Origin of the sequence: Methanobrevibacter sp. (genome assembly GCF_017468685.1) — an archaeon.
Classification (GTDB): domain Archaea; phylum Methanobacteriota; class Methanobacteria; order Methanobacteriales; family Methanobacteriaceae; genus Methanocatella.
Map to the genome: position 1 here is coordinate 1 of NZ_JAFUHT010000008.1, position 20,366 is coordinate 20,366.

The 20,366-nt window shown below is 32.3% G+C and carries 16 protein-coding genes and 2 tRNA genes; 10 read left to right on the forward strand and 8 right to left on the reverse strand.

Translation table 11 applies throughout. The features are described 5' to 3' along the window. Positions 1 to 6,424, forward strand: a 6,424-nt coding sequence (locus tag IJ258_RS01200) for an Ig-like domain repeat protein (protein ID WP_292801827.1), incomplete at its 5' end; no start/stop codon positions are given. Positions 6,425 to 6,822: 398 nt separating this feature from the next. Continuing rightward, positions 6,823 to 8,208: a carbon starvation protein A gene (locus IJ258_RS01205; protein WP_292801829.1), complete on the forward strand. Its 1,386-nt coding sequence runs from the start codon at positions 6,823 to 6,825 to the stop codon at positions 8,206 to 8,208. Positions 8,209 to 8,580: 372 nt separating this feature from the next. On the opposite strand, the gene IJ258_RS01210 is transcribed toward IJ258_RS01205, so the two are convergent. Then, entirely contained in the window at positions 8,581 to 9,588 is a 1,008-nt protein-coding gene (locus IJ258_RS01210) for a lipopolysaccharide assembly protein LapB (RefSeq protein WP_292801831.1), read from the reverse strand. 240 nt (positions 9,589 to 9,828) lie between these two features. Between IJ258_RS01210 and feoB the strand changes: the two genes are divergently transcribed. From feoB to IJ258_RS01225, 3 genes are all read left to right on the forward strand, one after another. After that, positions 9,829 to 11,847 carry a ferrous iron transport protein B gene (feoB, locus tag IJ258_RS01215; RefSeq protein ID WP_292801833.1) on the forward strand — a complete coding sequence of 673 codons (2,019 nt, stop codon included), beginning with the start codon at positions 9,829 to 9,831 and terminating at the stop codon, positions 11,845 to 11,847. A gap of 163 nt (positions 11,848 to 12,010) precedes the next feature. Beyond that, positions 12,011 to 12,238, forward strand: a complete 228-nt coding sequence (locus tag IJ258_RS01220) for a FeoA family protein (protein ID WP_292801835.1) — start codon at positions 12,011 to 12,013, stop codon at positions 12,236 to 12,238. Between the two features lie 54 nt (positions 12,239 to 12,292). Further along, the gene (locus IJ258_RS01225; RefSeq protein ID WP_292801837.1) at positions 12,293 to 12,487 is read left to right on the forward strand and encodes a hypothetical protein; all 195 of its coding nucleotides are present in this window, start codon (positions 12,293 to 12,295) and stop codon (positions 12,485 to 12,487) included. Here IJ258_RS01225 and IJ258_RS01230 read toward each other — a convergent pair. The 7 genes from IJ258_RS01230 to IJ258_RS01260 form a co-directional block, all read right to left on the reverse strand. Then, positions 12,484 to 13,323, reverse strand: a complete 840-nt coding sequence (locus tag IJ258_RS01230) for an ATP-binding cassette domain-containing protein (RefSeq protein ID WP_292801839.1) — start codon at positions 13,321 to 13,323, stop codon at positions 12,484 to 12,486. The two genes, IJ258_RS01225 and IJ258_RS01230, sit on opposite strands and share 4 nt — an antisense overlap. Positions 13,324 to 13,332: 9 nt before the next feature. Next, a complete protein-coding gene (gene cbiQ / locus IJ258_RS01235) occupies positions 13,333 to 14,163 on the reverse strand; it encodes a cobalt ECF transporter T component CbiQ (RefSeq protein ID WP_292801841.1) in 831 nt (276 codons plus the stop codon). Between the two features lie 118 nt (positions 14,164 to 14,281). Then, the gene (locus tag IJ258_RS01240) at positions 14,282 to 14,581 is read right to left on the reverse strand and encodes a PDGLE domain-containing protein (RefSeq protein WP_292801843.1); all 300 of its coding nucleotides are present in this window, start codon (positions 14,579 to 14,581) and stop codon (positions 14,282 to 14,284) included. A 1-nt stretch (position 14,582) separates the two neighbouring features. Beyond that, positions 14,583 to 15,215, reverse strand: coding sequence for a cobalt transporter CbiM (gene cbiM / locus IJ258_RS01245; RefSeq protein ID WP_292801845.1), 633 nt, complete (start codon positions 15,213 to 15,215; stop codon positions 14,583 to 14,585). A 256-nt stretch (positions 15,216 to 15,471) separates the two neighbouring features. Continuing rightward, positions 15,472 to 16,752 carry an oligosaccharide repeat unit polymerase family protein gene (locus IJ258_RS01250; protein WP_366514554.1) on the reverse strand — a complete coding sequence of 427 codons (1,281 nt, stop codon included), beginning with the start codon at positions 16,750 to 16,752 and terminating at the stop codon, positions 15,472 to 15,474. A 12-nt stretch (positions 16,753 to 16,764) separates the two neighbouring features. After that, positions 16,765 to 17,544: an adhesin gene (locus tag IJ258_RS01255; RefSeq protein WP_292801848.1), complete on the reverse strand. Its 780-nt coding sequence runs from the start codon at positions 17,542 to 17,544 to the stop codon at positions 16,765 to 16,767. 1 nt (position 17,545) lies between these two features. Beyond that, positions 17,546 to 17,713 carry a 4Fe-4S binding protein gene (locus IJ258_RS01260; protein ID WP_292801850.1) on the reverse strand — a complete coding sequence of 56 codons (168 nt, stop codon included), beginning with the start codon at positions 17,711 to 17,713 and terminating at the stop codon, positions 17,546 to 17,548. Positions 17,714 to 17,852: 139 nt separating this feature from the next. Between IJ258_RS01260 and IJ258_RS01265 the strand changes: the two genes are divergently transcribed. The 5 genes from IJ258_RS01265 (at position 17,853) to IJ258_RS01285 (ending at position 20,355) form a co-directional block, all read left to right on the forward strand. After that, positions 17,853 to 18,206: a hypothetical protein gene (locus IJ258_RS01265; RefSeq protein ID WP_292801852.1), complete on the forward strand. Its 354-nt coding sequence runs from the start codon at positions 17,853 to 17,855 to the stop codon at positions 18,204 to 18,206. Between the two features lie 68 nt (positions 18,207 to 18,274). Continuing rightward, positions 18,275 to 18,357 (forward strand) — tRNA-Leu (locus IJ258_RS01270). A 34-nt stretch (positions 18,358 to 18,391) separates the two neighbouring features. Next, positions 18,392 to 18,464, forward strand: a tRNA-Thr gene (locus IJ258_RS01275). A 125-nt stretch (positions 18,465 to 18,589) separates the two neighbouring features. Beyond that, positions 18,590 to 19,462: a hypothetical protein gene (locus tag IJ258_RS01280; RefSeq protein WP_292801854.1), complete on the forward strand. Its 873-nt coding sequence runs from the start codon at positions 18,590 to 18,592 to the stop codon at positions 19,460 to 19,462. A gap of 8 nt (positions 19,463 to 19,470) precedes the next feature. Next, positions 19,471 to 20,355, forward strand: coding sequence for a phosphate uptake regulator PhoU (locus tag IJ258_RS01285; RefSeq protein WP_292801856.1), 885 nt, complete (start codon positions 19,471 to 19,473; stop codon positions 20,353 to 20,355). Positions 20,356 to 20,366 lie beyond the last annotated feature (11 nt).

Sequence of the window (20,366 nt, forward strand, 5' to 3'; positions counted from 1 at the left end):
ATTGGATGCTGGAAAATACACTCTTGTAGCCATCTATGATCACGACGATTTTGCATTCACATCAACTACTGTTGATTTTGAAGTCTATAAAGCTAATCCTACAATATCTGTACCTAATGTGGAAGTAGAATATAATGAAAGTATTGTTTTAAACATTGAATCCGATGTTGCATCAATTTATACAATAGAAATTGAAGATTACAAAAATGTCGTATTTGTCAATGGCAGCAGAACTATTGTAATAGATAAAACACTAAATCCTGGAAATTACACAATCAGGGTCACTTCACAGGAACGTGTAAACTACATATCAAATTCCACTGAGGCCATTTTAAATGTCAATGAAAATCTTCCTGTATTTGGCTTAAGAATCTCAAACACTAATCTGGATGATTTGGAAAATGACAATGCTGGAGAAATATATTCTGTAGTTGATATTTCCAATAATGTTCAGGCCAAACCTTTACTTGCCATGAGGTATTTTGCAGTTGCTGATACTCAATCAAATGAGAATATTGGTAATTCTATAGATAACAACGACCTTGGTGAAGGGGATGGTGAAGGCAGATTCATGTATCAATACGATGAAGATGATGATTACAAATATTTTGATACTTTAGAAGATGCAGTCGATGAAGCTATATTATATGGTGCAGGTATCATTACAGTTAGAGGCGGAACATATTCTGTATCCAGTATGGATATTGAAGGAGAAGTTGAATTAACAATCAGGGCTTATGGAGATGAAGAGGTTATCTTTGACTGTGGAGGCGAATATTACTTCATGCTTTTAACATATGAAACTGAAGTGGAGCCAATTGAGACACCTCCGTTTTTTGAGGAATATCAGACAGAAGGTCCTACTGTTACACTTGAAAACATTACCATAATCAATGGGGTTGCTACTTATGGTGGAGCTATTGACTTGGAAGCGGGTACTTTAACCTTGACCAACTGTAATTTCTACAATAACGCTGCTGATGAAGGTGGAGCAATATATATTGGTCAATCTGATGCAGAAAATGATGCAATGGTTATTGCAGTAAACACTACCTTTAAAAACAATTACGCAACAAGTGAAGGTGGAGCAATATATATTGCATCCGATAATTTAGACGGTCAAACAACATCAGCATCATTCTACTTATGTACCTTCTTAGATAACTACCAAGGTGAAGATGATAAGAAAGTTAGGAATTACTTTGCTGGTGGTAATGTTGAGGAAATAACTAGCCAATATTGTGTCTTTAATGGTAATGGTGAAATATACAATTTAACTATAGATAAAATCAATCAGACAGTCTATGTAAACGGTACATCTAATGATGCCTTTGATTCAGTGGTCTTATTGTACTTTGGTCAGGCACCTTTGTACACTATTAACAACAACGGTTCATGTAATTTCAGCATCACTTTTGAGGATGTTATGGGTGGAAACTATACTCTCGGTGTAATGAACGACCATAACTTCAATACCTATATTTTTGATGTCAAATTTGAAATGAAAGTGCCGAATTTCATCATATCCGAAGATGAAGTATATGAAAACTTAACCGATGCTATTGATGCCGTTGCGGAAAATGGTGTTATCTATGCAAATGTGAATTACTATACTGAAGACAATATGGAAATTGATATCCGTAAATCATTCACCCTTAAAAACTTCAGAGATGACGGAATTATTTTCGACGGAAGCGGTGCAAAATGGTTCTTTACAATAGCTGAAGGATGCACTGTTGTATTTGATGGAATTTCCTTTACTGATGGAGCCGTAAAAAATCATGCAAGCATTGAAAATTACGGTACTTTAATCATTAAGAACTGTACATTTGAAAGCTTTGAAACAGGTGCCATTATATACAATTTAGGTTTGTTAAATATATTAAACACTACATTTACACTCAATTCTGTTAATAATGCTGTTGTTTGGAATGATGCGGATTTAGTTATCGATACCGTCGAATTTTCATACAATATTGTCAATATAAGTTCTGTTGTATACACCAATGGTGCTGCAGAGATTGTTGCTTCCAATTTCACAGGCAACTATAATTTTGGAAATGGCGGTGTAATCTATAACACTAAGTCATTATCTGTTAAAGACACTGTTTTTACAGAAAATGAAGGTTACAATGGTGGAGCTGTTTATAATGAAGGAACCTTAGAAGTTATAAACTCCACTTTTGAAGACAACACTGCAAACGGATACGGTGGGGCAGTTTACAATGGAAATGAAGCAAACATACTAAATTCAACATTCACAGGATCATCCAGTGAATTTGATGGTGGTGCCATTTATAATAACAACATTCTTACTTTGGATAATTCCACATTGGTTGGAAATACCGCAACCGGCAAAGGTGGAGCAATCTACAACAACAAATCTGCAGTAGTTACAAAATCAGTATTCGGAATTAACTTTGCTGATGAATTTGCAAACATTTTCAATGCAGGAGATATTCAATTCAGTGAAAACGTATTTGATTTCTATGATGTGATATTGCACATTCCTGATGGTGAATATGGCATTCCTACAACAATTACAGGTACACTTAACCCTGAATTCAACATGGACCTTCAAGTAGTATTGCCTGGTTTTGTCAATAATAACTATGCCTCAGTAACTATTTCAGAAGGAGTATTTGAATATACTACAGACATCCTGCCAAAAGGAATTTATGATGTTGTATTAAATGAAGTCATTTATGATGGCTACGGCAACATCTATTATGGACAATCAATAGCGGACAGGCTTATCATACATAAGGCAAATGTCTACATCAACATTACTGTAGATGATATTGTCCTTAGAAATTCACTTCAAGCTGCACCGGTTTTAAATATCAGTGCAAGTAAAGACGGATTATTGCGTATTCTTTTCAATAATAAGTTTTCCGAAGTAAATGTCACAGGCGGTCAGGCCACATTAACATTGGATGAAGTTGGTGAAGGAAACTACAGCGTATTTGTTGTCCGTGAGGGTGATGAAAACCATAACGATGCTGTAAACACAACCACATTCAAAGTTACAGAATATGAAGGTAATTTCATTGTAAACAGTACCGGCAATAAATTTGATACATTACGTGAAGCCCTCGAAGATTCTTCAAATGATGATGTCATTTATGTAAATGAAGGAAATTATTCCGGTGCTGACAATTTGGGATTGACTATTTTAGGTAAGAAATTATCTATAATTTCACTTGGGGATGTTGTTTTCGATGGAAATTCAACTGATTTAAGCTTTTTGACTATTGATGAAACTTCTGAGGTTACTATATATGATGTTGTAATTACAGGTTTTAATGGTAATCAAAATAGGGTCATTTGGAATAAGGGTAATTTGACTATTGATGGAGTTACCATTTTCAATAATACTTTAACTGGAAGTGATAAATCATTTATATATAATGATGGAAAATTAAACATTGTTGAATCAGGATTTTATGACAATAAATTATATTCTGCAAATTTAATATACAGTTCTTCCTCATCCAGTATTATAGTTAACGAATCAACATTTGAGAACAATACAATCGATGGGGCCTGTGTCATGATTCTTAGTCATGTGAATTCAGCAAAAATCATATCAAATGTATTTACTGAAAACAAAATAATATCTGAGTTATATAATATTATTGATGTTTACAATTCTGAAAATGTTCTCATTAACTCTGAGTTTTACAATAATACTCTAGATGGGGAGATTATTTTTGCGGCTGGTAACAATAATCTGCTTGTAAATAATTCCATATTCACAGGCAATAAAGCAAGTCAAATAATTTCCTCAGGATACAGGGATCAAATTACTATTTCAGGATCACTATTCACAGACAATATTGTTAGAAATGTTGTTTTAAGTGGAGGTAATAATCTATCTGTTCTTGAATCAGTATTTTCAGCCAACACACTTTCAGGAAATGGTGCATTATATATTAGATCAAGTGTGAATGCAACAATCAATGGCAGTGTGTTTACAGGCAATAAAGCAGACGAATATAGAAACATTTATGCTCAAACCAGTAATTTGAATATTACTAATTCAGTATTTGATGCAATAAACGTTGATTTCACTGTTCATGATGTTGACTATGGACAAACTGAAACAATTGAAGGAACTGTTGATATTGGTGTAAACTTCCAATTTACTGTTAATTTGGACATTAACTCCAATACTTATTCAGTCAACGTAACTGGCGGTAAGTTCACCTGCAATGCAGGCATTCTTAACGGTGGCGACTATACTGTTGTATTAAATCCAAAAGATAATAATTCAAACACTTTTGTATTTGATAAAATAACTAAAATGTTCACCGTAAATCGTATTAATCCTGGTTTAAGCGTTTCAATAGAAGATATTACTCAAGGTGAAAAATTAAATGTTACTTCAGCTATTGCTAAGAATGCTAAGGGTAATGTTGTCTATGAATTGAATGGTAATGTATACAGTAAGGCTCAACTTGAAAATCTCACATTAAATCCGGGTAATTATTTAGTTACCGCTGTGTACAGGGGAGATAAAAACTATCTTCCAGCCAGTGAAATGGTTAATGTTAATGTTTACAAAATCGTTCCAAAAATAACTGTCAATGATGTTTCAGTCAACTATAATGATGAAATTAAAATAAATGTCACTGTAGATGTTGCTGATTATTATACCGTATTTTTAGACAACAGATACAATGAGTCAATTACATTATATGTTGAGGATAATGCAACATTCCTATTCTCAAGTGAAAACTTCAAACCTGGTAGTTATGAAATCAGGGTTTATGTATTTGAAAGTGATGATCATGCTGAAGCATATGCAAATGCAACTTTAACAGTTAATAAAGCTAAAGGATTTTTCAATTTATCTAACGATTTAATTAATCCTGGTGAAAATGCAACTGTTAGTGTAACTATTCCAGTCAATGCATATGGAAACATTACCTATAAGGTATATGATGAGGATGCTGAACTAGTTTATAGTATCACTCAATCATGTTTGGAAGAACTTGTTGTTCCTAATTTGAATCCTGGAATATATATGGTCACAGGTACTTATGGGGGCGATTGCTACTACATTGATGGTTCCAAAATCAATTCCTGCACAATATTTGTCAGGGAATCTGCAGATGTAAACATTACTGTATCTGATATAAATTATGGTGAAAATGCCACTGTTATTGTTGAAGGTAATGTTGACGGTGAATATTTGGTTTATGTTGATGGCAATCCGTATACTGTAAATGTTGTTGAAGGTGTTGGAAATGTTAGTGTTGGTGATTTGGCTTTGGGCAGTCATGTTGCTAATGTTACCTTTTTAAACGGTAATTATTTTGGATTCAATTCCACAACATTTGAGGTTAACAAATCAAAATCAGATGTTGAAATTGACATTGAAGATGGAAATACTGGAATGCCTGTATTGAATTTCAGATTACCTACTGATGCTGGTGGAAATGTAACAGTGTATGTTAATGGCAAAGAGTCACAAGTCGTTAATTTGGTTAATGGAAGTGCAGTTATTGTTGTATCTGGTCTGATTATTGGTAATAATAATGTCACTGTTGCCTACAGCGGTGATGATAATTATGGTCCGGTTAACAAGTCTGTTGTCATCAATCGTAAGTCTACAATTGTCGCTTCAGATATGACCAGAGGATATAATAGTGGCTTGGATTATACTGCAACCTTATTTGACGGTAATGGATTACCTCTTGCAAATGCAGATGCAACAATCAAGGTAGGTACAAACATGTACACTGTCAAAACCGACTCCAATGGTGTCATTAATTTTAATAATAAATTGGCTACCGGAGATTATGCTGTTGTTATTTCTAATCCTGCAACAGGGGAATATAAATTAACTAATCTGAAAATTGTTCCAAGAATCACTGGTAATAAGGATGTAAAAATCTTCTTTGCTGACGGATCCAACTATAAAGTCAGAATCACTGGTGATGATGGCAATTACGTTGGAGCAGGTGAAACTGTCAGTATAAATGTTGGAGGCAAAACTTATTCTGTTAAAACAGATAATAATGGTTACGCTAACCTTAAATTAAGTTTAAAAGTTAAAAAACACACTATTACTGTAACTTATAAAGAATTTACTACTAAAAATACAGTAACAGTTAAATCTGTAGTAAAACCTGTTAAAAAGACAGTAAAAGTTAAAAAGACAGCTAAAAAACTTAAAATTAAAGTTAAACTCAAAGGCAAAAAGGTCCTTAAAAAGAAAAGGGTTTACTTGAAGTTTAAGGGTAAAACATACAAGGCAAAAACCAATAAAAAAGGAATTGCAACATTTAAAGTACCTAAAAAAGTTATCAAAAAACTTAAGAAAGGTAAAAAATACAAAGCAGTCTTTACCTACAAAGCAAAAGCAAACGGAAAAACAATCAAAAACACTGCTAAATGCTATGTAAAAGTAAAATAAACACAAAATTTTTGAGGATTTTTTAATCCTCACATTTTTCTTTTTTTAAGAGTGAAACTTTTCAGCTGAGGGTTTTAAGGACTCTATTTAAAATGATTGGTTAATTTTTGATTATTTCAATTGTTTTTTTCTCAGAAAAGCAATTCAGTTTAATTAATTTCACGGGTTATATAATTAAAACAAATCGTTATTCTATAATTTTAATACTTCTTATTTCACATTACTGGCAAGGTTTGTTAAAATCAATTCATTTTATAAAATGGCATGTATATCAATAATCTTTAAAAGTATTTTCTAATAAAAAAATGCTTGTTGTTAATGAAAATTTTACAATTCATTTAAACTGTAAATTCGCCAGTTAGAAACTTTTTTATTAAAAAATTACCATAAATATGAACATGTATAGTTTTGTCATTTGTTTTGCTGCATTGGTGGTATCATATTTCATTTATGGGAAATTCATTGAAATGATCTCTGGTGTTGATGAAACACGCCAGACACCTGCATTTAAACTGCAGGATGGTGTTGACTATGTTCCAATGTCAAAATTCAAAAATTATTTAGTTCATTTTTTAAATATTGCTGGTTTGGGACCTATTTTTGGAGCAATACAAGGTGCACTGTTTGGGCCAGCAGCATTCATATGGATTACATTAGGTACAATTTTCATTGGAAGTGTTCATGATTTCTACTCCGGATTCATGTCCATGAGAAATGATGGACTGACAATGCCGGGCATTATTTCAAAGTATTTGGGAAGTAAAATCCAAAAGGTTATGGCAGTTCTTATTGTTGCTACTGGAATTCTTGTTTCAACCACTTTTGCAAAAGGAGCTGCGGATTTGCTCACAGTTCTAACCGGTATTCCAATACTTATCTGGATAGTAATAATATTCATTTACTTTTTGGTTGCAACAGTATTTCCTGTTGACAAAATCATTGGAAGAGTATATCCGATTTTTGGAGCATTGCTTTTAATTATGGTTGTTATTATGACTGGAGCATTGATTTTAAATCCGGCATATAGTATTCCTGAGTTTACAACACAGGGATTGTATTTAACTGACAAAAGTATTTTTCCATACTTGTTTGTTACAGTAGCCTGTGGTGCTATTTCAGGTTTTCATGCATCACAATCTCCAATCGTTGCAAGATGCGTTGAAAATGAACGTGATGCAAGGCCAGTATTTTTTGGAGCAATGGTCTTGGAAGGTTTGGTTGCTCTTTGCTGGGCAGCAATTGCAATGGCATTTTTCCACGGACAGCCTCAACTTGCAGCAATATATGGTGCAACACCTTCAATTGGAGTCTATGAAATGGCAAATACATTAGTAGGACCAGTTGGACTGGTTTTAACCATTGTTGGTGTGGTGATCTGTCCAATTACTTCAGGTGACACTGCACTTAGAAGTTCAAGGATAACAGTAGCTGATGAGCTTAATCTCAACCATGAAAAAATAATTCCAAGACTTAAGGTAGCCGTTCCATTGTTTTTAGTGGCATTTGGGTTAACATTTGTTGATTTCAGTTTGATTTGGAGATATTTCGCATGGTCCCAATTGATCGTGGCTACAATTGTATTATATGCTGCAAGTGCTTATCTGAGAAAAACTGAAAAACCATATATCGTTGCACTTCTTCCAGCTGTTGTGTGTACTTTAATTGCATTTGGATATATTTTCCAGGCTCCTGAAGGTTTCAGATTGCCTTCATTGATTTCAAATGTGATTTCAGTTATTGCAACGGCCATTGTGTCAATAATATTTCTTAAAAAAATCAAATAAACTATTTAATAAGCGATGAAGGAAATTTATTCTTCATAATTTTTGTGATGAGTTAAAAAAAGATTGGATCTGGTAATAATATTCTCATAAAAAATAGGTGTTTGGTGTTTAATTTGGAGGAGATTTAAACACCAAGTGTTTTTTGGAAAATTATATTTGGCAGATTTTTTTAATTTTCCAACGACTTGTATCAAATTAGTAAATTGTGAAAATCTAATTTGACAGATTTTTATATTTTGGAGATTGTATTATTATTTGACTAATAATGTGTTTGTATAAGTGATTATTTAGGTGTGCCTAAATTCATGTCACTTGTATAAAAGTTGGTTGTCATAGTATATAAATGTTTCTAAATTTTTAGGCATGCCTAAATTAATGGTATCCCATATATCTCAAAATTACATATAATATTAAAATAATTATCAATATTATAATTGAAGTCCTGGCTGAAAAAAATCTGGTTTTTCTGAATTCCTCATCTTTGACTTCACCTTTTTTCATGATTCTTTCCTTTTCGAAGGAACATTTTTGATAAATCATTTCCAAATCATTTGGAAGTCTTCCATGTTCATTTAACATGTTTATGGTTTTATTTAAATATTTGATGGCTTCCTGTTCGTCATCTAATTTAACACAACAGAAAGCGGCTTTGTAGTTAAAATTAGTAACCAATTCCAAATCATCTTCGATTTTGCTTTCATAGTTGATACAGGTTTTATAGTTTTTCAATGCATCCTTATACTGCTTCAAATCATACAGTGCATCGCCTTTTGCATTAAAACCGATGATTGTATCTTCATTTTGAAGTGACTTGTCCAAGTACTCAATTGCTTTTTCGTTTTTGCCGGTCTTTTGAAGCATCTGTCCTTTATACAAATCGGATTTTTCATCACCGCCGAACTGGTTTTCATAAGTATTTAAATTGGATAATGCATCATCATATCTTTTTGCCTGAATTAAAAGCTCAATTTTTCCAAGCAATACTTCTTTTTTGCTGATACGTGGTTTTTCGATTTTTGAATAAGATTTATATTTGTCAAGAGCTTTATCCATAAGCTCTATTGCTTCATCAATTTTTCCTTTATTGAATCTGGATAATGCCTTGTCGCTTATTACATTGATTGAACGAGGTTGCTTTTCTAGATATTGATCAAAATACTTTTCACCATAATCTCCATTGTCATGGCTTTTGTCATAATATTGGTAATACATTCCCTTTTCTTCAACTGCAAGTAAGTAATCAGCATCAATTAATAAATCTAAAATGGTCAAATAATCTTCAACATCATCTTTTCCATGTCTTTTTCTAGCTAATTTAAGAGCTTCCTTACAATTATTATCTTCAATGTATTTTTTGGCGGTTTCGATTGCATCACTCATTATATCAACTTATTATTTCCATTTTTTAATATTTAACTTCTTTATAATATAAGTACTTTAGTTTTTTATTTGGCATGCCTAAATATTTAAATATTATAAAATACAATAAAATAATATGTTTAGGTTAACCTAATTTTTTGTTTATGGATTAGTGAACTTAAACTAAAAAAATTTTTTTAGTCATGAAAAATATCTTAAAAATATTTTTCATATTTAGTTAATAAAACGGGAGAATGGTTAATGACAGAATTAATTGTAGGATTAGCAGGAAACCCGAACGTGGGTAAAACTACAGTTTTCAACAGATTAACCGGTATGCGCCAACATGTAGGTAACTGGCCTGGAAAAACTGTCGAAAGGGCAGAAGGTCATTTCAAACATGGAAGCTATGATTATGATGTTATCGATTTACCGGGTAATTATGCATTAAGTGCTCATTCTATGGAAGAAATCGTATCAAGAGATTTCATCGTAGATGATGATTCTGATGTAATTATTAACGTAGTTGATGCTGCTAACTTAGAACGTAACTTATATTTAACAGTTCAAATGATGGAATTAGGTGCTAATTTAGTAATGGCACTTAACATGAACGATTTTGCAAAGAAAAAAGATCACATCATTGATATTAAATTGATGAGTGAACTTTTAGGATTCCCAGTTGTTGAAATTAACGCAAAAACTGGTGACGGATTTGATGAATTATTAAACACTGTTGAAAAACAGGCTGCAAATCCAATCGATTCAAGTGCAAAATTAGCTTATGGTGATGAATTAAGAGAACACCTAGGAGAATTACAGGCACTTGTTGAAAAAGACAATAATTTATTGGATGTTCCTTCAGTATGGACTGCAATTAAATTATTGGAAAGAGACTCAATTGTTATAGATAAAGTGCAAAAATCTTCTCAAAGTTCTGCTATAATGTCTGAAACTGATAAGGTAGCAGGTCACCTTCAAGGCATTTTTAATGAAGGTGCAGAAGAAGTTATTGCAAATGCAAGATATGCATTCATTGGTGGATTAATGACAGAAGCCGTTAAAAGACCGGCTGTTGAAAAAGAAACTACTACTGATAAAATTGATAAAATTGTTACAAACAGAATTTTAGCAATTCCAATTTTCATTGTTATCATGTGGGCTATGTTCCAGTTCACATACACTATTGGTGCTCCATTCCAGGACATGATTGATGAAGCATTTGGAATGTTAGGTGAATGGGTTGCAGGATTTATTGCAAACGAATATTTAGCTTCCTTCATCTGTGACGGTATCATTGGTGGAGTAGGTGGTGTTCTTACTTTCTTACCTATTATTATTCTAATGTTCTTGTTCTTAAGTATATTAGAAGACTGTGGTTACCTTGCAAGAGCAGCATTTACATTAGATAAAATCATGCACAAATTAGTAGGTCTTCACGGAAAAGCATTTATTCCTATGATTTTAGGATTCGGTTGTGGTGTACCTGCTATTATGGCTACAAGAACCATGGAAAACGAAGGGGACAGAATGTTAGCTATGATGCTCGTTCCATTCATGTCTTGTACTGCAAGATTACCAATTTATGCTATTTTTGTTGCAGCATTCTTCGCTGAAAATGAAGGTACTGTATTATTATCAATTTATCTATTAGGTATTGTTGTGGCACTTATTGTTGCAGCTATCCTCAAAAGAACTATGTTTAAAGGATTATCCACTCCATTCGTTATGGAATTGCCTACTTACAAAGTACCATCTGTAAAAGGTATTTTATTACACACTTGGGAAAAAGTAAAAGGATTCTTAAGAAAAGCAGGTACTATTATTCTTGCTTGTTCCATTGTATTATGGGCTTTAAGTATCTTCCCATTAGGTGTAGAATACGGATCTGCTGAAAGTGTATTAGGTATGATTGGTAGCGTAATTGCACCAATATTCGCTCCTTTAGGATTCGGAACCTGGCAAGCTGCAGTAGCAATCATTGCTGGTTTAGCTGCTAAAGAGGTAGTAGTAGCAACCTTCGGTACATTAGCTGGTATGGAAGAAGATGATGAAGACGGTATTACTCAGTTAGTACATGATACATTCACTCCATTATCTGCATTCTCATTCATGGCATTTACCTTATTATACACTCCATGTTTCGCAGCTATCGGTGCTATCAAACAAGAAACCAACAGTTACAAATGGGCTTTAACCATGTGTGCTATTACATTAGTAACTGCATATATCGTTTCCTTCTTGATTTACAATGTTGGTCTTTTAGCAGGATTTGGATAGAATAAAAGTTTTTAAATGATTATTAGATTTAATCTAATTTTCATTTTTCAATATTTTTTTTAGTCATAACTAAATATTTATATATTGGTTAGGACATAATATTGAATAAGAAGTTTTTAGTATACCTAAAAATTTATTTTAATTATTATAATTTGGTGATAAAATGAAAACCTTAAAAGATGCAAAACCTGGTGAAACCGTAACTTTGGTAAAATACCATCAAACCGGTGATGTAGATTTAAGAAGACATTTATTAGGTATGGGTTTTGTTAAAGGAGCTAAAATTACTGTTAAAAAAGTAGCTACTTTAGGAGATCCTATTGAAATGTCTGTAAAAGGATATGATGTTTGTCTTCGTAAAGAAGAAGCTGAAAATATTGAAGTGGAATAAACTTCAATTTTTCATTTATTTTTTTTAATCTAAAATTATTAACGGTGTTATATTATGAAATGCAGAATGTGTGGTTTTGAATTTGATGAAAATGAAATTGAAAACCGAGGATGTTCCAGTTGTGGAAAAAGTAACTGTAACAGTTACCATTGCCCTAATTGTGGCTTTGCAAACTCACCAGAACTAGATCAGGAATTTGAATTTATTACAAAAATCAAAGACAAATTCAGAAAAAAATCAACAAATTAACTTTTTTTACTTTTTAATATTTCTTCAACAGTCTCATCAATACTGATTTTTTCAGTATCGACAGTTAATCCGTTTTCTTTTAATTTATATAATATTTCAGTTGTCACCGGTGCTTTTAGGTGAGCTTTTTTTAACAATTCCTTGTCTGAAAATATTTGGTGCTTGTCGCCTTCGGCAATTATCTCACCATTGTACAAGACAAATATCTTGTCTGCGAACTGATTGACCATTTCTATATCGTGTGATGAAATGACAATACTTATTCCTTCTTCATTTAACTTATTTAAGATATTCAATACCTTATCAACACCTTCAGGGTCAAGACCGGCAGTAGGTTCATCAAGAATCATTATTTCAGGCCTCATTGCAATAATTCCTGCAATGGCCACTCTTTTCTGCTGACCTCCACTTAAGTGGTGTGGGGTTTTATCCTCAAAACCAGACATTCCGACCATTTCAAGGGCCTCTGATATTCTGGATTTTACCTCATCATATTCTAAGCCTAAGTTCATTGGTCCAAAGGCCACATCCTCTTTAACTGTAGGTGCAAACAGTTGGTCATTTGGATCTTGAAACACAATTCCAACTTTCTGTCTGACTTTAAGTAGTTCATCACGTTCAAAAATGATTTTTTCACCGTCTATCTCAACATGTCCGGATGTAGGTTCACTCAAACCGTTGAAATGAGAAAACAATGTTGATTTTCCTGCACCGTTAGGTCCCATAATAGCAATCTTTTCACCTTTTTTAATTTTGAGATTTACATTTTTCAAAGCTTGTGTTCCGTCAGGATAAGTAAATGATAATTCTTTTGTCTCTAAATGAATATGTTCCATATGTTCCACCTAATTAATTGCTAAATTTTGTCCAAAGTAACCTAATTGTCCAGAATATTTAAATATGATTATTTCAAGTATTATAACGATAATAATTATTGAAATTAAATAAATATAATCACTTTTTTCAGGAGATTTCTTTTCATCAAACATTTCTGATGCGTCTGAAAATCCACGGCTTACCATACTTTTGTGAACTCTCTCTCCCTGCTCATATGCCTTTAAAAACATCATTCCAATAGTGTATCCAACTTGTTTTACTCTCCATTTATATGGAGTGTTTTTGGAGTGAATGCTGAAATTTCTTGATTTTTGACTTTTTCTGATTGCTGAGAGTTCATCAACAAACAGGAATAAGAATCGAACCATGATTGAAAGTATCATTGCTAAATCCCTTGGCATCTTCAGCTTTCTAAAAGAGCTTGCCATTTCCTGAAGGGGTGTTGTTGATGAATATATGATGATTGCAGTTAGGGATACAATCATACGAACTAAAAGCAGTATTGCCCAATTAAGACCAAAGTCAGTAACATGCAACCATGAATAGCTCCATATTATATTTCCAGGCTGGATAAATGGCTGAAAGATTATGATTGCTCCTCCAAAAGGAAGTAACATCAGTAATCTTTTGAGTGAATCGGTATATGATAAATCTGCTATTTTCAGTATAATCAATAGCATTATTTCCAAAATAATAGGTATGAATATTTCTTTTGATACAACACAGACAAGAATAATAAATATTGTTGAAATTAGCTTGATTCTACTTTCTAAATTATGAATTGGACTATTTTTTGAAGCTAAATCATCAAATCGTATAATTTGTGTTATGTCAGGCATGTTAATTCACTATTATAATATTAAAAATTAGTCATATATTATTATTTGCTTATGTCAATTTTATTAAATTTCAATTACTTTTAAAAAAAGAAAAAATAGAAATTAAAAAATTTAATTTCTACTTTTTAACGATGTATGCAACACCGAATCCTAAAACTAATGTTACCAGTACTCCAATCACCAAGGCTACAATTTGTAGTGGTTGGCTGTCTGGATCACTTGCGAATGCATAGTCAGGGAATGCGGCATCAGGAATTCCGTTGATTTCTTCTATTGAGAAATCTTCAGCTAATCCTGAATCTTCAGCTGATTTTTCGAGTCCATCCGGGTCACCAGACGCAATGTATGGTGAGAGTACACATATTACAACACAGATTACAATAGCAACAACTATCAACATGATGTCTTTTTGTTCCATATTATGCATCTCCTTGATTCCATGCGAGTAAATCTGGTCTAAATTTATCTAATGCCGCAAGAACGATTACAGTTAATACTGCTTCGATTATTCCAATAAAGAAGTGGTATAAAACCATTGATGGGATACCAATGTTCATTGGGAATGTTCCTGCGATACCCATTTCAATAGCACATGCTAATGCTGCAATGACTGTTGCTAACCATGCTGCAACACCTGCTGCAGGGTATTTTCCGATTATTCCTTTTAATCCTTTGAAGGTGTATAATCCTACAAATCCTCCAATGATTGCCATATTCAATACGTTTGCTCCTAAAGCAGTAATTCCTCCGTCACCAAAGATTAATGCCTGGATGAGGAGTACTACAGTAAATACTAGTACGGCAGCTTCAGGTGCTAAAAATACAATAGCGACTAAAGCTCCTCCAACCATGTGTCCACTGGTACCAAATGGTATTGGCATGTTCATGGACATGATTGCAAAAATACCTGCTGCGAGTACTGCTAAAAGAGGAATACGTTTTTCGTCTAAGTTGGATCTGGCCCATTTTACAGAGAAGTATAATGCAACGATTAATATTACATAATATACTAAACATTGTGCAATAGGTATAAATCCGTCAGGTATATGCAAATTTATTCCTCCATTTTTATCAGTAATACTTTTTTTAATTTTATTTATAAATAAAGTATTACTAAAAAGTATTATTGTTTCTTAATTTTAGTAATATCAAGTTAATTGGGAGTTTTATTAAATATAATGGTTAATAAAACAGTATTTTTGCTTGACATTTATAACTTTTCTTTAATTAACCTATATAAAGGTTATTAAAGTAATACAAATTAGTATTATTTTGCCGTTTTTGTAATACTAAAATGCTAAAAACAGTCTAATTTTTTGTAATTTTTATATTTAATAAATAGATAAAAATAGCTATTGTGAAGTATAATAAAACTTGAATGTCCAAAATTCCGGTTTCAATACCTAAAATGGTGTATGTTAAAATCAGGGAGTAAATTCCAATATAGAAATAATTTTTGGTAATCTGCATAAGTTTAAATCCTATTCCTAAAACGAATCCTAAAAGGCACATTTCAACAAAAACGCCGATTTTTCCAAAATCAACTACCATCTGTCCGATTAGTGTTGGGGTCACTGTGACTTCACTTCTCCAGGCGATTAATTTTCCGACCATCATTCTAGGACCCAAATCACTGCCTGGAATTGAGCTTGCTAGCATATGTCCATGTGTCAGGCCGAAGTTTCCGCCAATAAAATCTAGCAAATTCAGCACATGCAAAGTGAAATCCGCTCTTGACTGTAATGTGTATATTGGGCTGGTGGATGATGTAATTGTCATCTCACTTAATGAACGAAAATAACCAATTCCTATTATAGCACCTATACCAATTAGTGCGCCAACAACAACTTCCCATAGGGAAACAATATTTCCATAGAAACCTATGATAATTATGATGAGAAATGATGCAAGTAGTGGTGTCCTATAACCTAAAAGCAATAAAAATGCACAGTCAATAACAAGTAATAATAGGAATCTGAATCTTGCCTGTGAACGGGTTATGGTATTGTCCTGAAAATCTTTAAGAAACACGCTGGCTATTAGGCATGTTGCCGGTATGATTAAAAACACGGGCATTGTAAATGCTGGTTTTAATAAATACCTAATTGAAGGCTTTAAAAGAGGTATTCCACCAACAGAAGCAATGCTAATAAAGAAAAATACAACGCTTACAATCATCAGGCAAAAGCCAATGGAATAAATGTCGTCTCTTTTAAATTCAACAATATTTTTCAAATTTCTATTTATGAAATATTTTGGAAGGATTGCAGATCCGATAAAAAATCCGGCGAATGCCAGGATTAATGTAATTGTTAGGCTGCCTGATGGATTATTAATTGACAAAAGCAGGAACAGTGCAAATAAAAAAAGAACAATTAAAGGATTGAAAATATGTATGCTTAAAATTTTATTTTTATTCAAGAATCCTAAAAAATTCTCACTTGGATAAAATCTTTTAAAATAGCTGTTTGTCCATTGGGCTTCAATGAATCCTAAAATAGTAAAAATAAATTTAAATAAAAAGGATTTGTGAAATTCATCACTTATCCTATTTATTAAGGATGTTAAACTTGAATAAATCATGCTCATATTTCACACAACTTAAAATTTTCGAATGTTTATGACATCAAAGTTTTTTGAAATCTCATCGATTTGACTGTCGTTGCAGTCATAAATCCTGATGGTAACCTCATCAGTCAATGCATCAATTTTGCCTAAAATTGCATTGGCATCCTTGAGATTTTCTTTTGTAGCTTTGTTAATCAGTAACTGATTGTCATGATCACTGGTTGCAGCTTTAATGGACAATCTTTTGTCTTTGCTTAATGTATTGGTAATATTTTGAATAACCTTGCTGTTAAGGGAATCCAGTGAAATGACAGTTGTTAACTCGTAATTTGCATTATCTGGAAGATTATCTGTTAAATCATTCAATGATTTTATCTCTTCAGGCTTAACTTTAATTTCACATAGGTTTTTATATTTCTCGCCATTGCTTTCTAGGCTAATGTGGTCAATGTAAATGTCGGCATTTGGGATGTTTCTGTATAATCCTGCAAGATATGTTTTGTTGTTGGATTCGATTAGCAATCGAACATCATTTCCTCCATTGTCGTCTTGCCAGACAACAGTACCGTTAAGGGTTATTCTTTCACCATTGGTTGAATTGAATCCTTCAACAGTAGCTTTTGTAATAAACCCGTCCTTATAATACTTGAGGTAGGTATCAGGTATTTTGTTAACTGTTGATTCATCAAAAGCAGTTTTTTGCAAATCGGATGAATCATCAGTGGTAATATGAACAAATGCAAATATGATTGCACCTATTACTAAAATGATGATGATATAATCAATTATTGTGAATTTTAATTTCATAGCCATCCTATTCTTCGTATAACGCTCCAACTGGACACACGTCTACACATTCTCCACAGTTAGTGCATTTTGTTTCATCAATGATGATTGTATAAGCTCTTCTTTCAATAGCTTCTTCTAAACAAACATCAATACAATCTTCGCAAACTCCGCATTCTTCCATATCTACTTTCAATTAATACACCATTTAAATTTTTAAAAAAATATAATTAAATATATAACCTTTATCTTTATATATTTTTGTTGATGAAATTATTAGGCTCACCTAAAGTTTTTAATATTATTAACTTCAAATTATGTATTGGTGTAATTAAATGATTTTTAACAAGACTGTATCCATAATTCTATCAGGTTTATTTTTCTTATTTTTGGGATTGTTGTTTTCAACAATTTCTGCAATGTTTTTACATGGAGGATTGCTTCCAGTAGTCGGTATTGTAATATTTGTAATTTTTTACTTTATTACAAGGATGTTTTATAATTATCTGAGAAATGATGATAAATACAAGAATACTCGTCAAAGATCCAGTGATGTGCCTGGTGAAAAATATCTGATTAAAGGTGAATCAGATCCTAAGAAGGTATTTATTGTAATATGGGTTATTGTGATATTAATATTGACTTCAGTTTCACTATGGTTATATTCATTTAACAATGGTTTGGTTTGAAATCATTGAAAAATTGTCATATGACCATAACATTTATATAGTAGGTCTGCACATAATAAGTATTATATGCATGGGTGCCCGAGCGGCCAAAGGGGAAGGACTTAAGATCCTTTGGCATAGGCCTTCGAGGGTTCGAATCCCTTCCCATGCACTACTTATATTTTTTAAATAATTTTTCCGATAATGCCTTAGTGGCTCAGGTGGTAGAGCGCTACCTTGGTAAGGTAGAAGTCGGGGGTTCGAATCCCCCCTAAGGCTTTTAACTGTTTTTAATGATTTTAACTATTAGATAATATTTACCTTAAAGTTTAATTACTTTAAAAATTATAAGTATATGATGAAAATTTTATTTTTTTAATAAATTATTTAAGGGGAAAATTTTTATGAATTATAAAAAACTTATACTAGTAGGTTGTATTTCAGCATTTGTTGCTGTTTTAACTTCTGTTTTGGGAGTTGCAGGTACTGTTATAGGTTCAGTTATTTCATCTGTTCTTTATAATATGCTTTCAGAAGCTTTGGAAAAACCTGTCACCTCAGCTACATTCAGTACAAATTTTGAATGGGAAATTGCTTATATATTTCCATTAGCTGTTATAGGATTAATTCAGTTACTATTAATTTTCGCCATGCTTTCTGAATTTGGAATATTGCCTTCCACATTCCTTAATGCTTATTTGTCACTGCAGCATGTTGCAGACAATAATCTGTATAGGATTTTAGGTTTGGCTATGCTTGTCATAAGTGCATATCCTCTGGTTGTTAAGCCTGACATTATTAAAAAATCCCATGGGGCAATCATTGCCTTTGTCGGTTTGATCTTTTTGGCTAGAGGATTTGTGGATTTGGGAAACTCTATCACAAACATGTATGACATAGTTTTTATCTATTTTGATTTCCCGATTGCCATTATAGCATTGCTGTTGATTTTATTTGTGATATATAAAATTTTATTGTCTGCCAGGGAATCTGAAAGGGAGTTTAAACTTGTAAAACATCAAATTAATCAGGAAAACTTTTCCAAAGATAATATTAAAAAGGTTCATCATTCAAATAAACACGAAGATTTTGATTATGAACACAAAAGACAGAGCATTCGTGTAAAGGATCATAAACCAATTAATAAATCCAGTTTGGATAGCAATGTTAAATTCAGCAATCAAATCGATGATGAAAAATCCCATGGGGGAATTAATGAATCTTCTGATAAAATTCATTTTGAATCTAATGATTTATTGGATGATTATAAGAAGTAGTGTGTAATATGAGCAAACGAGACAAAACATTAAAAGACATTCTTGATTTGATTTTATATGAAAATCCATCCACTCAGGAAGAAATAGCAGAAAAACTAGGTATCACTCGTCGATATGTTACTCAGCTTTTACAACCGTTAGTAAAAGACGGTACAGTTAAAAGAGCATATATGATTGATTTAAAAAGCTATGAGAAAGTTGTAGAATCCGGTGATTATGTTACAACTAAAAATACTACTGGTAATGTTTTAATTAATGATATGCTGGCAAATATGGCTCGTCATGTTCATTCACAGTTGGAAACTTCATTCGATGCTGTTTTGGAGTATGATGAAGTTAAGGCTAATAAAGCATTGGAAATGGATTTTGCTACAAACAATATGGTTGAAAAAGTCAGAACCTCTGTTGAAACAATTGTAAGTATTAATAAACATTCTGAAATATCAAAATCGTTACTTTACAATGAGATTGCTTATGATTTGGAAAGAATTGGGGATTACTGTGGCCATATTGCGAAATTTGTCATCAATGATATTTATGAAGTGGATGATAATGTTTTAAAGAAATTGAAAAAAATGTATAAAACTGCTCAATCAATGATTACTTTAGCAATTAAGGCTTTCATTGAGGGTAAAACCGAGTTAAAAGATGATTTGATGGAATTAGAAGAAACAATTCATATCATGCAGTCTAAAGCTATCAATCTTATTGCCACTCAAATGGCTGAAAGTTCATTTGATGAAAAAGAGCGTTCAAATTATTTTATATATTTGTTCAGACTTATTAAGGCATTTAAAAGAATTGGTGATATTTCCGTTGAAATGATGGATGTTGCTGTTGAATTTCATGATAATATCCCAAGACCAACAACTCCAAGAACATTCAGGCAATAGGTTTTAACTTT